Here is a 13,226-nt window from a genome sequence, read left to right on the forward strand (position 1 = left end):
ATGAAAGAAACCCTTCAAAAATATTTGCCAGAGCGTTCGGTTGTTCCTGTCATGGGGATGATAAAAGCCTATCAAATTCAATTGAAGATTGTAAGTCAAAGGCAAAGTAAGCATGGGGATTACAGACTTAAGCCTGATGGTTTTCATCAGATTACAGTCAATTCCAATTTAAATAAATACCGTTTTTTAATGACGACGGTTCATGAGGTGGCTCATTTGATAGCTTTCAAGACCTATGGATTCTCGATTTTGCCTCACGGACCTGAATGGAAACATACCTTTCAAAAATTGATGCTCCCTTTTTTGAATCCGGAAATATTTCCAAATGATCTCTTGCCGGAGCTGGCAAGACACTTTAAAAATCCCACGGCGAGTACCGATACAGACGCCAGGCTTGCGGTGGCCATTAAGCAGTATGACAAGCCTAATGATAAAAATTTTATATTTGAACTGCCCTTCGGAAGTGTGTTCCAAATTCCTAATGGAAGGAAATTTAAAAAGGGGAGAAGGATTCGGAAACGATACGAATGCCAGGAAATTGATTCTGGAAAACTATATGTATTTCAGCCCAATGCTGAAGTTTTTCTTTTAAAATAATAAGGATGAGTAAAAAAGATAATTATGCTGTTATCATGGCTGGAGGTGTGGGGTCCAGGTTTTGGCCCGTGAGTAAAACCTCCAATCCTAAGCAGTTTCATGACATGTTGGGAACAGGTAAATCCCTGCTTCAACATACCTTTTTAAGGCTGGCAAAACTGGTCCCGGCCCGTCAAATTTTGATCCTAACCAATTCAGAATATGTGGACCTTGTGAACCAGCAGTTGCCGGATATCGACAACAGCCAGGTGATTGCAGAACCCGCGATGAGAAATACGGCTCCCTGTATTTTACTGTCAGCTCTTAAAATCAACAAAGAAAACCCCGAAGCCCGAATGATTGTGGCACCAAGTGACCACTGGATAGAGGATGAAGCGGCTTTTGCGAAAGATGTCCACCTGGCTTTCGAGGCCTGTTCCCAACAGGATCTTTTGATGACTTTAGGCATAAAACCTACTTTTCCAAATACGGGTTACGGTTACATCAAATACAGAAAAGAGGATAGCGAAGTGGTTAAAAGAGTTGAAAAATTTACGGAAAAGCCTGATTATCCTACGGCTCAATCCTTCTTAAAAGCAGGGAATTACCTTTGGAATGCAGGAATCTTTATTTGGAAAACCTCTTTTATAATAGATCAGTATCAGCAGTTTCTTCCAGGTATGTTTTCAGTCTTTGAAAAGTCCTGGTCCAAATTGAATACAAAAGAAGAGGACAGCTTTTTAGAAAAGCATTATCCTCAGTTTGAAAATATTTCCATCGATTATGGTATCCTGGAAAAAGCAAAGCAGGTTGGGGTGATTGAAGCCAGTTTCGACTGGAGCGATTTAGGAACCTGGGGTTCACTTCATAATCAGCTCCCTAAGGATGAAAACGAGAATGTAAGTATAAACGCGCAATCTGTTTTTATAGATTCAACCAATACCATTTTACGAACGTCTAAAGGTAAAATAGCAATTATCAAAGGTCTCCACGATTATATCGTGGTGGAGAGCGATGAAAGTCTCGTGATTTTACCCAAAACGGATGAACAGGAAATCAAAACAATACGTAACTTGGTTATGGATAAATTTGGAAAAAACCACGGCTAACTCATGACTGAAAACACCACAAATTCTTCTGGCGATACTTCAAATTCTGAATCCTCGAAGCAGGTTAAAACCAGCCTTAGACATTCTTTTGGAAGCATCAAAGATTTCTTATACGAACTATTGGATATCACCCAGGATACCGACAGGGAAGCCACCACCGAAGCGATTCTAAAAGACATTCCCTTCAAGGGGCACAATGCATGGATTTTGATCTTTTCCATTTTTGTCGCTTCCGTAGGTCTAAATGTGAGCAGTACAGCTGTTGTGATTGGAGCGATGCTTATCTCCCCTCTGATGGGACCTATTGTAGGGCTCGGGTTTTCTGTAGCGATCAATGATGTGGATACCCTGAGAAGATCCCTGATCAACCTTGGAGTTATGGTTGGGCTCAGTTTGCTTACGGCATTTATTTATTTTCAATTATCCCCACTTACCAAGCTCACTCCCGAACTCGAAGCGAGAACTTATCCGACTATACTCGATGTTTTAGTTGCAATTTTTGGCGGTTTAGCCCTTATTATTGCCAAGGCAAAAAAGGGAACCATTATCACCGTTATTTCGGGTGTGGCTATTGCTACAGCTTTGATGCCTCCGCTTTGTACAGCCGGTTACGGTTTAGCAGTCTGGGACATGAGTATTTTTGGAGGCGCCATGTATTTGTTTACCATCAACACGATATTTATAGCCTTATCCACTTTTGTGGTTTCTAAATTCTTAAGATTTCCTCTCGTTAAATATGCAAATTCACTGCGGCGAAAGCGAATTGCACAAATCGCTTCCTCAATTGCCATCATAGTCATGATTCCTAGTGTTTATTTGTTTTATAACCTGATGAAGGAGTCCTACTTTGTAACCGATGCCAATGCCTTTGTACAGGAGGAGTTGTTGAGCTACAAGCAATCCTTTCTTCAGAAAAACGCGACCCATATCTCTTATAATTCGGGACTTTCACCAAGTATTGAAGTCTCTTTCTTAGGCAAAGAAATTCCTAAAGAAGTGATTACTTTATGGAAAGACAAGATGAAGACCTACGATTATTTGGAAGGCACAGAGTTAAAAGTCCTTCAAAATGAAAATTCGGAGAATTTTAACCAGGTGCAGTACATGGTGGAGCTTAAAAAAAGAGATTCTTTAGAGCTGGCTGAGTCTAAAACTGAAATTGAAAATTTACGCTACCAGCTAAGAACCATACAAAAAAGCAACAGGATTGTAGAATTTGGCCGGCTGGCTCAGGAAATTCAACTCAATTACGAAAACATAGCTGAGGTGAGTTTTGCCGATGTTATAAAATCAAACTTTGAGAACCTGGATACCATTCCAACCTTCAGTATCAAATGGAATCAGGAAGTGAATCCGGAAGAAAAAGAAGCTAAACTGAAACAACTCGAAGGCTGGTTATCCTATAAATTAAACCTCGACGACATAGAAGTGCTTTCGTTGAATTAAAGCCCTTCTCGCTGAGCGACCCTTACTTTTTGAAATAAATTGGAGGCGTAAACGAAATCAATCAGTTTTTGGTTGTCGGTTTTATAAATGTTGTCTTTATTGCCTTCCCAGGCTTTCACTCCATGTTCCAGGTAAATAATATTTTCACCGATTTCAAAAACCGAATTCATATCGTGGGTGTTGATGACGGTTGTGATATCGTTTTCATGGGTGATTTCCTGAATAAGATTATCAATGACAGAGGCAGTTCTGGGATCCAGTCCTGAATTGGGTTCGTCGCAAAATAAAAAATTGGGTTTGTTGACAATAGCTCTCGCTATAGAAACCCGCTTTTGCATTCCGCCACTTATCTCAGAAGGTAATTTATGATTGGTTTCTTTCAAATTCACCCGGTCAAGAACTTCCTCTACACGATTTTTCATCTCCTGTTTGCTCATTTTTGTAAGCATCTTCAAGGGAAACATTACATTTTCTTCAACCGTCATAGAATCGAACAGAGCACCGCCCTGAAAGACCATACCCATTTGCTTGCTGATTTCTCTTTTCTCATCTTTAGAAAAATGCTTGTAAGCCTTGCCATTGTATTCTATACTGCCGGAGTCTGGAATCAGGAGCCCGAGCAGACATTTCAAAAACACAGTTTTACCTGAGCCCGATTGCCCGATGATTAAATTGGTTTTACCTTTTTCAAATTCGGCATTCACACCTTTTAGGACGTCCAAATCATCAAAAGACTTATGTAAATCTGTAACTTTTATCATATTAGCTTAATAATAATTGGGTGATGAAATAATTCATGAAAATGATGATAACACTGGTCCAGACAAAGGAGGTCGTTGCAGCATGACCTACTTCCAGCGATCCGCCTTTCATATAATAACCATGGAAGGAAGGAACAGTGGCGAGTATCAGGGCAAAAATGAAACTTTTGAGGAATGCATAGAAGATTTGAAAAGGAACGAAATCTTCCTGTAAACCTGTAATAAATTGGTCTGCATTTAAATATCCGCCATAAACACTGGCAATATAAGCCCCTATGATGCCAATGAACATAGAAATGGCAATCACAAAGGGAAACAGACACATGGCTATGATTTTAGGAAAAACGAGATAATTCAGCGAGTTTATACCCATGACTTCCAGGGCATCAATCTGTTCAGAAACCCGCATGGTTCCGATACTTGAAGTGATATAGGAGCCCACTTTTCCTGCCATAATAATAGATACGAATGTAGGGGCAAATTCTAAGATAATGGATTGCCTGGCCGCAAAGCCTATAAGTGATCTGGGTACAAAAGGATTTGAAAAATTGAGCGCGGTTTGTATCGCAATAACCGCTCCTATGAAAAAGGATATGAAGACCACAATTCCTAAAGAACTAATGATAAGATCGTCTATTTCCTGAAGAATAAGTCTTCTCAGTTCTGAAGTTTTGGTCATTCTTTTGAAGGTGTCATATATCATTATGAAATATTGACCAATACTTTTAATATATTTTGATAGCATCTGTTTGAAGCCTTTTTGAAATTTTTATAAAAATAGAATAAAAACTTGAGGATACGATTTAACCGAAGCATAAACTTGAAACTTATATAAGTTCCTATCTTTGCAAAAAATACGTTTACTTATGAAATTTAAAATCACCTTTTTATTTCTTCTACTTCTTCAAGTTCAGTTGTTTGCTCAGGAACAGCCGGGAAAAACCAAGCTTGTGGTTGGAGTGGTCGTGGATCAAATGCGATATGATTATCTAACCAAATTCGAAAATCACTATTCTGAAGATGGTTTCAAACGCCTGCAAAGGGAAGGTTTTGAAATGAAAAATTTTCATTTTGATTATGTTCCTACCTACACAGGACCGGGTCATGCCTCCGTTTACACGGGCACTAGTCCGATGAATCACGGGATCGTTGCCAATAACTGGTACGATAAGGTAATCAAAGAAAGTGTTTACTGCGTTTCAGATTCCGAGGTTTCAGGTTTGGGGGTAGATTCGGATAATAGAGATGGTAAAATGTCACCTCATAGAATGCTGACCACCAGCTTTGCAGATCAGAACCGACTTCATACCCAATTCAGAGGAAAAACCATAGGCGTATCCATCAAGGATCGTGGCGCTATTTTGCCGGCAGGTCACACAGCCAATGCAGCCTACTGGTTTGTAGGTGGAGATCAGGGGCATTTTATAAGTTCAGATTTCTATATGGATGAGCTGCCGAACTGGGTCACTAAGTTCAATGCTTCTGATGTGGCTAAAAGTTACCTCAAAGTCTGGGACACCTATCAGGATATATCCACTTACACCGAAAGTGGTTCAGACCTCAATACCTACGAAAATGGATTTAGAGGTAAAAAAGAGGCTGCCTTTCCTTATGATCTAAAGTCACTGGCCAGGGAAAATGGTACATTTAGCATTCTTAGACCCACTCCTTATGGGAATGATTTGCTCTTGGATTTTGCCAAAGAAGCGATAGTCGGCGAAGAACTTGGACAAGATGAGTTTACAGACGTATTCACGCTGAGCTTTTCCAGTACAGATTACGTAGGTCATAATTTCGGAGTAAATTCCAAGGAGGTTCAGGATACCTATGTGAGGCTGGATCGCAATATTGCCGATTTGATGGCATTTCTGGACAGGCAGGTTGGAAAAGGAAATTATACCTTATTCTTAACTGCAGACCACGGCGCCGTTCATGTGCCGCAATTTTTAAAAGACAACCAGATTCCTGCCGGTTATTTTGAAGTGGACGACATGCGTGAAGCTTTGGAAGCTCACCTGAGCTCAAATTTTGGTTTGGAAAACGTCATAGAAAGCATTTACAATCACCAGATTTTTCTTGATTATTCCAAGTTCGATACGTATGCTGAATTTGTTGCTGCTCAAAATGAAGTCAAGCATTTTTTACTTCAGTATAAAAACATAGATAAGGCCTATACGCGAGAAACGCTTGAAAACGGTGATTTTACAGGCACTCCTGCAGAACTTATCTTAAGAGGCTTTCATCAGAAACGAAGTGGGGATATAGCCTACGTCCTGGAAAACGCTTACATTTCTTATTCAAGAAAAGGGTCCACTCATGGGAGTGGAAACAATTACGACACCCAGGCGCCTTTATTGATGTACGGGAATGGAATAAAATCAGGGAAAACCTATAACAGATATCACATTCCAGATATCGCTCCCACCATGTCTGCTCTTTTAGGAATCGAATTACCCAACGGAGCCACGGGGACCGTTATTTCTGAAGTTTTGGAATAAGCGTTCTTTAAGCTTAGACCATCTATAGGATCTTATAAAAGCACCTTCCTGTTCAGTGACCAGGAAGGTGCTTTTTTTGGAACTGCTGGTCTGAAAGGAGGTCATGGATTTTAGAAAAAAGGACAGACTCGATTTATTATTTGCCATTTTCAAACAGGTCAGAAGGGCTAAAGACCAGCTATATCGCATTCGGAATAAAGAAGTTCCAAAAAAAGCGGGTAGATTTTTTTTGTACTGCTGCCCGGTAGGCTTAAGATGTTTGACCAGCAAATCGGGATTGGTTTTCACCTCCCAGCCATAGAACCTGGCTTTCATTTCATCGATGGTATCCCAGCCCATAGCTGGAGTTAAACCCTCTATGTCTGTAAAACAGGTTTTCCTGTAAGCCTTCAACGCCCCTCGTAAGTGATCAGCATTGGTGAGTTGTTCAACCTGCCAGGTACCCTCTTTGCAAATGGTACAAAACCCGCCATACATGCCGAGTTTCGGGTTTTCCTGAAAAGCTTTAGTCAGGACCTCCAGATAATTTTCAGGAAAAATCAAGTCAGCATCAAATTTGCAAATCACATCGTAATCGATTTCCAAAGCTTTAAGTCCGGCATTGAAGGTTTCAACAATTTTGCCTCCAGGTTCATGACTGAAACTCTTTGGCCTTGAAATAAGACTCAGATTTTCGTAAGAAGAGGCCAGATGCTCAACTAGTTCCGGGGTTTTGTCCCCGGAGCCGTCGTCGACCACAAGAATCTTTCTGGCAGGGTAGGTTTGATTCAGAAGAGACTCCAAACAGGCTTTGATGAATTTTTCTTCGTTGTAAGCAGGTATGATAATGGCTATGTCCACTAGGCGGATTTTCTTTTACAGAACACAAGATAATACCTTGGTGTAAACAACCTTAAAACCGGTCGTATTCCGATTTTATTCACCGGATGGGTAAAGCTTTTGGAAGCTAGGATGTCCCAGCCTGCTTTATCCAGAAGCCAGTCGAATTGCCACTGCTCAAATTCATGATAATGTCTGTCCCAGGGATCGGTTTTGCTCTGATAGGCTTTGGCAAACCAGAGTTTGAGGGGTATGCTGGCAAACAAATACTCACTTTGGAGGCTCTTCAATACTTCCAAAGGGGAGAGCAGATGTTCAAAGATTTCAAAAGCTGTTGTGATTTCTGCTGAAGAGGCTTTAAGTTGACTTTGATCCAGATCAAGGTCCTGGCCTTTGGTATTTTCGATACTGTAACCTTCCTTTGAAAGCAATTTAGAAAAAGGATTTTCCACGCCAAGGTCCAAAATTTGAGCAGGCGGAGGGGCGTGTGTTTTTAGAAATTCTAAGGTGATTCCAAATCGCTTTTCAGGATAAGTCTTTTCGTACATATAGTCTAGATTTCGTAGACTATAGCGTTGATGTTCATCCCGGCTCCTACACTCGCAAACATCACGGTATCCCCGGGCTTTAAACTTTCATGTTCAAAATCCCCCTTCAGAAACATGTCATAAAGCGTAGGAATAGTCGCTACACTACTGTTACCGAGTTTATCGATGCTCATCGGCATCACATCTTTGGGAGCTTCTTTGTCATAAAGCTTATAGAACCTCTGAACAATAGCCTCGTCCATTTTTTCATTCGCCTGATGAATGAAGATCTTTTTCAAATCCTCAATGGATTTACCACTTTCCTCCAGGCAGGATTTCATAGCCTCCGGCACTTTAGACAAGGCGAAGTTGTAAATTTTCCGGCCATACATCTTGATGTAAGCTCTGTCGTCTTCTCTGTCGGGAGAAAAGGATTTATCGAAATAGATATAGTTAGCTTCCGTTTTAGCGTAGGTAGCTGATTTGTGTGCTAAAATACCACCGCTACCTTCTTTTGATTCAAAAATAGTAGCGCCTGCACCATCGGCATAAATCATACTGTCTCTGTCATTTGGGTCTACAACCCTGGAAAGGGTTTCAGCTCCAATTATTAAACAGCGTTTGGCCATACCCGCTTTCATAAACGCAAAGGAATGTATACAACCTTCAATCCAGCCCGGACAGCCAAATAAAAGGTCATAAGCCACGCAGCTGGGGTTATCGATCTGCAGTTTTTCTTTTACTCTGGAGGCGAGACTTGGCACCGTATCGGCCTGCTGAGCATTATGACTCACATCTCCAAAGTTATGAGCAACTATAATATAGTCTAAAGTTTCAGGATCTATTTCTGCGTTTTTGATAGCCTTTTCGGCTGCAAATGCCGCGATATCTGATGTTTTCAGATGCTTATCCACATATCTCCTTTCTTCAATTCCAGTAATGGCCTTGAATTTTTTGATAATGACTTCAGGAAGCGCATCGAAAGCAGTTTCATCCTGATTGAAGAATTTATTTTCTAAAAAATCTTCATTTTTCTTAATCATTTCAGGAATGTAACTCCCAACACCAACGATTTTTATAGCATTCATGTGACGTATAAATTTTTTTGCAAGGTACAGTTAATGTAATTAAATTGTAAAGTAAGATTCAAAATTAATAGATTTTAAGACGTTTTTGAAATTTATTCTGAATTTGATTTAGATAAGTTTGAGTGTGTGCTTAATTTTTCAGACAGAAAGTGCTCTTGGTAGGCTTTTAGAAGTTCATCTCTGAGTATTTTTAAAAGCACCTTTTTGTAAAAATAGGTATTGATCTTGTTCATGTACGCTTCAGAAGCATCTGAAAATCCAATGACACCATAGGTTTTGTAGGTGCGTTTGAGAGCGTCATCAAAGGAAAGTGTTTCATCTTCTTCCATTTGTGTTGTGATATCTTCTTCTAGATCTTTTGCAATAAGAAGTCTCACATCATGATAATCGACATAATGTGATTTTATGAAGCTTAAGAGCTGTTCTTTTTTAGGTGGAGATAATATCATTTCAGATCGCTTTGTTTTTCAGCAAAAAATAGCCCCGAATATCAAACCCGAGGCTATAAAAGTATTTAAAAATTTCAAATCGATCTAGAGATAAGCTTCAATAGGAGCACAGGTGCAGGTTAGGTTTCTGTCTCCGTAAGCTTCATCCACTCTGCGGGTTGCAGGCCAGAATTTATTCTCGGCTACAAAAGGCAGCGGGAAGGCTGCAGTTTGTCTGCTATAATCAAACTCCCAGGTCTCTGCCGTAAGTATCGCTACGGTGTGAGGTGCATTTTTAAGCACATTGTTGGGGTTGTCCTTATCGCAGTGTTCGATTTCCTGCTTGATGGAAATCATCGCATCACAGAATCTATCCAGTTCAGCTTTGCTCTCGCTTTCTGTTGGCTCAATCATCATGGTTCCGGCAACAGGGAAGGAAACGGTTGGTGAATGGAAGCCGTAATCGATAAGCCTTTTGGCAATGTCTTTCACTTCAATCCCAAAGTCTTTAAAATCCCTGCAATCGATAATCATTTCGTGAGCTGCCCTTCCTTTTTCTCCAGAGTATAAAGTCTTGTAGTGACCTTTCAGTCTGGCCTGAATATAATTGGCATTTAAAATGGCGTATTCTGTAGATTCTCTCAAACCTTCTTCTCCGAGCATTCTGATGTAGGCATAAGAAATTAAACATACAAAGGCAGATCCAAATGGAGCTGCAGAAATGGAAGAAATCGCATCTGTTCCTCCGGTCTCGATCAAGGGGTTGTTTGGTAAAAACGGAGCCAATTGCTTGGCTACGCAAATCGGTCCAACACCTGGTCCGCCACCTCCATGAGGAATCGCAAAGGTTTTATGCAGGTTTAAGTGACAGACGTCTGCTCCAATTCTGCCCGGGCTCGTCAATCCAACCTGTGCATTCATATTGGCTCCGTCCATATAAACCTGACCTCCATGTTCGTGGATAAGCGCCGTAATTTTTCTGATATCAGATTCGAAAACCCCGTGGGTGGATGGATAAGTCACCATCAGAGCGGCTAAATTATCACTGTGTTTTTCGGCTTTTGCTGTTAAATCGTCAATATCAATATTTCCTTTATCGGTTGCTTTTACCACCACGACTTTCATCCCGGCCATTACAGCACTTGCAGGGTTGGTTCCGTGGGCAGAAGAAGGCACCAAACAGATGTCACGGTGTGCTTCATTTCTGGATTTATGGTAAGCCCGAATCACCATCAGACCTGCATACTCTCCCTGTGCGCCAGAATTTGGCTGTAAGGAAGTAGCGGAAAACCCGGTGATTTCAGTTAAGTAATCTTCAAGGCTCTTCAAAATTTCCTGATAACCCAAAGCTTGTTCTTTAGGAGCGAACGGATGAATATTGCCCCACTGTGGATTGGACAATGGCAGCATTTCCGAAGCTGCATTCAATTTCATCGTACAGGAACCTAAAGAGATCATGGAATGGTTCAAGGCTAGATCTTTTCGTTCCAGTCTTTTAATGTAGCGCATCAGTTCTGTTTCAGAATGGTAGCTGTTAAAGACATCGTGAGTTAAAAACTCACTTTCTCTTTTTAATTCGGATTGCCCTATAATTCCATCATTCAAGGCTTTTATAGCCTGCATTTCCTTTTCTGAAACGGCTTCGAAAACGCTTAAAATCTCATTTACGTCTTCGATAGATGTAGTTTCATTTATAGATATAGAAACGCTTTCAGCATCCGGGTAGAAGAAGTTGATTTCCTTTTCTTCGGCTAAAGCTTTTATTTTTTCAGCATTGGCTTTCACCAGAATGGTGTCAAAATACAAGTCGTTGATTTGAAAGAACCCTAGTTTTTCCAAACCATCAGCCAGGCTTACGGTTTTGCTGTGAATTTGATTCGCAATATATTTTAAGCCTTTAGGTCCATGATAGACTGCATACATACCGGCCATAACCGCCAGCAGAACCTGAGCTGTACAAATATTGGAAGTCGCTTTGTCTCTTTTGATGTGTTGTTCTCGGGTCTGAAGCGCCATTCTTAAGGACATGTTATCGTCCATATCTTTGGTAACTCCTATAATTCTCCCGGGAATATTTCGTTTATACTCTTCTTTAGTAGCAAAAAAAGCGGCATGAGGGCCACCGTAGCCCAATGGGATTCCGAAACGTTGTGTGGTTCCAACAACGACATCCACGCCCCATTTGCCCGGAGCTTCAAGTAAGACCAAACTCATCAGGTCTGCTGCAACAGCTACTTTTATGTCGTTTTCTTTAGCCTTCTTGGTAAAGTCTTCAAAATCACGAACCTCTCCATATTTACCCGAGTATTGAACCAAAGCGCCAAAATAGCTTTTGTCAAAATCAAATTCGTCATAGCTGCCTACGACCAATTCTATATCAAGGGGTTCAGCTCTGGTCTCCAGTAAGGCTAAAGTTTGAGGAAGAACATTATCGCCAACGAAAAACTTAACCACCTTGTTTTTCTTTTGCTCTTTAGATCGAACTGCAAAAAGCAAAGTCATGGCCTCAGCAGCAGAAGTAGATTCATCAAGTAAAGAGGCGTTTGCCAGTTCCATTCCGGTCAGATCAGCAACCATGGTCTGGAAGTTAAGCAAAGCTTCGAGTCGGCCCTGGGCAATTTCAGCCTGGTAGGGAGTATATGCTGTATACCATCCTGGGTTTTCAAAGACGTTTCTTTGAATAACTGCAGGAAGAATCGCCTGGTGATACCCCAGCCCTATATAAGACTTAAACACTTTGTTTTTTAGTGCCAAAGACTGAATATGGTTTGAGAATTCAAATTCAGTTAAAGGCGATGGCAAATTTAACTTTTCAGTTAATTTGATATCATCTGGTATGGTCTCATAGATAAGTTGACCTAGAGACTCTACGCCTACATCGTTAAGCATCTCTTTTATATTTTCGCCACGAGGACCAATATGTCTTGATGCAAATGATTCTGTATTCATTGAAGATCTTTTAAGAATTTGCCCGCAAAAATACATTATTTATAATGAAACACACGTAAAAGATTGTTCTACTATCGTTAAGTTTCTTAGAAAAAATATCTCCATAAAACTCTATTTTTGTCAACGTGAATTTTATATCTAAATTTTTAAAACTATACATCAACTCCAGCATTCATGTGGCGTTGGCTGTCGTCTCTTTTGCCTGTCTAACCTACCTGGACTTTGGCTTGGAAATCAAAAGCAGCGTTCTTGTTTTTGTCTTTTTTTCTACACTTGTCGCTTACACCTTTGTAAAATATATCCCTTTGGTAAAACAGAAGGAGGTGAGGCTTAGTGATAGTCTCAAGTTCATCCTTTTTTTATCTGTGGTTTCAGTGCTGCCCATTTTCATTTCCTTATTCTATTTTGACTTAGAAGTCATCGGTTTTATTGTTCTATTAGGAGTTCTTACCTTGTTATACGTGCTGCCATTCTTGCCTGAAGCCAAAAATCTAAGAGATGTAAGTGGCCTCAAAATCTTTATCATTGCATCGGTATGGACCGGAGCCACAGTGGTTCTCCCTTTTCTTTCTTCTGAAGTTGAATTGAGTTCACTGGATACGGAGCAGATCATCTATATAATGGGTCGTTTTTTGATAGTCATCGCCCTTATTATTCCTTTTGAAATAAGAGATCTTGAGTTGGATGACATTTACCTCAAAACACTTCCGCAGGTTTTCGGGGTGCTTCAAACCAAAGTATTTGGAATAGTCCTCATTATAACATCGATGTTCCTGATGAGTTTAATTATTCATGATACCTATATATTTGTATACATGCATTTGTTTATACTATTGCTTGTGGTCTTGTCAAAACGCCATAATGCGTTTCTTTACACAGTACTTCTGGTAGAAGCTGTGCCTATCTTGTGGTTTTTGCTAAAATATTTTACTGCTTAAACACTGTAATTCCAGTCAGTTATAGGATTCGTGTGAATTTGTTTTGAAAAAACCTCCAAAAAAGTTTGGTTTGAAGTGGAAAAGAGT

General features: G+C 40.3%; 12 protein-coding genes. 5 read left to right on the forward strand and 7 right to left on the reverse strand.

Annotation, left to right across the window (positions count from 1 at the left end):
* The 3 genes from G3567_RS12810 to G3567_RS12820 are packed head-to-tail and all read left to right on the forward strand — an operon-like array spanning position 1 to position 3,131.
* Positions 1-597 (forward strand): SprT-like domain-containing protein, encoded by a 597-nt coding sequence (locus G3567_RS12810; RefSeq protein WP_164005712.1) that lies wholly within the window; start codon positions 1-3, stop codon positions 595-597.
* A 5-nt stretch (positions 598-602) separates the two neighbouring features.
* The gene (locus tag G3567_RS12815) at positions 603-1,685 is read left to right on the forward strand and encodes a mannose-1-phosphate guanylyltransferase (protein WP_164005713.1); all 1,083 of its coding nucleotides are present in this window, start codon (positions 603-605) and stop codon (positions 1,683-1,685) included.
* Between the two features lie 3 nt (positions 1,686-1,688).
* A complete protein-coding gene (locus tag G3567_RS12820; protein ID WP_164005714.1) occupies positions 1,689-3,131 on the forward strand; it encodes a DUF389 domain-containing protein in 1,443 nt (480 codons plus the stop codon).
* On the opposite strand, the gene G3567_RS12825 is transcribed toward G3567_RS12820, so the two are convergent.
* Together G3567_RS12825 and G3567_RS12830 are read right to left on the reverse strand one after the other, a co-directional pair.
* Positions 3,128-3,892, reverse strand: a complete 765-nt coding sequence (locus G3567_RS12825) for an ABC transporter ATP-binding protein (protein WP_164005715.1) — start codon at positions 3,890-3,892, stop codon at positions 3,128-3,130. The genes G3567_RS12820 and G3567_RS12825 overlap by 4 nt on opposite strands.
* Before the next feature lies 1 nt (position 3,893).
* On the reverse strand, positions 3,894-4,637 hold the full coding sequence (locus G3567_RS12830; RefSeq protein ID WP_164005716.1) for an MlaE family ABC transporter permease: 744 nt from the start codon (positions 4,635-4,637) through the stop codon (positions 3,894-3,896).
* A gap of 121 nt (positions 4,638-4,758) precedes the next feature.
* Here G3567_RS12830 and pafA point away from each other — a divergent pair, with 121 nt between their 5' ends.
* Positions 4,759-6,390: an alkaline phosphatase PafA gene (pafA, locus tag G3567_RS12835; protein WP_164005717.1), complete on the forward strand. Its 1,632-nt coding sequence runs from the start codon at positions 4,759-4,761 to the stop codon at positions 6,388-6,390.
* Here pafA and G3567_RS12840 read toward each other — a convergent pair.
* From G3567_RS12840 to gcvP, 5 genes are all read right to left on the reverse strand, one after another.
* Positions 6,343-7,230 (reverse strand): glycosyltransferase, encoded by an 888-nt coding sequence (locus G3567_RS12840; protein WP_164005718.1) that lies wholly within the window; start codon positions 7,228-7,230, stop codon positions 6,343-6,345. The two genes, pafA and G3567_RS12840, sit on opposite strands and share 48 nt — an antisense overlap.
* Positions 7,230-7,757 (reverse strand): class I SAM-dependent methyltransferase, encoded by a 528-nt coding sequence (locus G3567_RS12845; protein WP_164005719.1) that lies wholly within the window; start codon positions 7,755-7,757, stop codon positions 7,230-7,232. Before G3567_RS12845 ends, G3567_RS12840 begins: the two co-directional genes overlap by 1 nt.
* A 5-nt stretch (positions 7,758-7,762) precedes the next feature.
* Entirely contained in the window at positions 7,763-8,824 is a 1,062-nt protein-coding gene (locus tag G3567_RS12850) for a 3-oxoacyl-ACP synthase III family protein (protein WP_164005720.1), read from the reverse strand.
* 92 nt (positions 8,825-8,916) lie between these two features.
* Entirely contained in the window at positions 8,917-9,273 is a 357-nt protein-coding gene (locus G3567_RS12855) for a hypothetical protein (protein ID WP_164005721.1), read from the reverse strand.
* A gap of 84 nt (positions 9,274-9,357) precedes the next feature.
* Positions 9,358-12,201 (reverse strand): aminomethyl-transferring glycine dehydrogenase, encoded by a 2,844-nt coding sequence (gene gcvP, locus G3567_RS12860; protein ID WP_164005722.1) that lies wholly within the window; start codon positions 12,199-12,201, stop codon positions 9,358-9,360.
* A gap of 125 nt (positions 12,202-12,326) precedes the next feature.
* Between gcvP and G3567_RS12865 the strand changes: the two genes are divergently transcribed.
* Positions 12,327-13,139 carry a UbiA prenyltransferase family protein gene (locus G3567_RS12865; RefSeq protein ID WP_164005723.1) on the forward strand — a complete coding sequence of 271 codons (813 nt, stop codon included), beginning with the start codon at positions 12,327-12,329 and terminating at the stop codon, positions 13,137-13,139.
* The last annotated feature ends 87 nt before the right edge of the window (positions 13,140-13,226 follow it).

Source organism: Psychroflexus aurantiacus (genome assembly GCF_010820555.1).
Taxonomy (GTDB): Bacteria; Bacteroidota; Bacteroidia; order Flavobacteriales; family Flavobacteriaceae; genus Psychroflexus; species Psychroflexus aurantiacus.

What these genes read in the sequence shown, in the direction of transcription:
- G3567_RS12810 (WP_164005712.1), top strand. Translation starts at nt 1, where the DNA reads ATGAAAGAAACCCTTCAAAAATATTTGCCAGAGCGTTCGGTTGTTCCT.
- G3567_RS12815 (WP_164005713.1), top strand. Translation starts at nt 603, where the DNA reads ATGAGTAAAAAAGATAATTATGCTGTTATCATGGCTGGAGGTGTGGGG.
- G3567_RS12820 (WP_164005714.1), top strand. Translation starts at nt 1,689, where the DNA reads ATGACTGAAAACACCACAAATTCTTCTGGCGATACTTCAAATTCTGAA.
- G3567_RS12825 (WP_164005715.1), bottom strand. Translation starts at nt 3,892, where the DNA reads ATGATAAAAGTTACAGATTTACATAAGTCTTTTGATGATTTGGACGTC.
- G3567_RS12830 (WP_164005716.1), bottom strand. Translation starts at nt 4,637, where the DNA reads ATGCTATCAAAATATATTAAAAGTATTGGTCAATATTTCATAATGATA.
- pafA (WP_164005717.1), top strand. Translation starts at nt 4,759, where the DNA reads ATGAAATTTAAAATCACCTTTTTATTTCTTCTACTTCTTCAAGTTCAG.
- G3567_RS12845 (WP_164005719.1), bottom strand. Translation starts at nt 7,757, where the DNA reads ATGTACGAAAAGACTTATCCTGAAAAGCGATTTGGAATCACCTTAGAA.
- G3567_RS12850 (WP_164005720.1), bottom strand. Translation starts at nt 8,824, where the DNA reads ATGAATGCTATAAAAATCGTTGGTGTTGGGAGTTACATTCCTGAAATG.
- G3567_RS12855 (WP_164005721.1), bottom strand. Translation starts at nt 9,273, where the DNA reads ATGATATTATCTCCACCTAAAAAAGAACAGCTCTTAAGCTTCATAAAA.
- gcvP (WP_164005722.1), bottom strand. Translation starts at nt 12,201, where the DNA reads ATGAATACAGAATCATTTGCATCAAGACATATTGGTCCTCGTGGCGAA.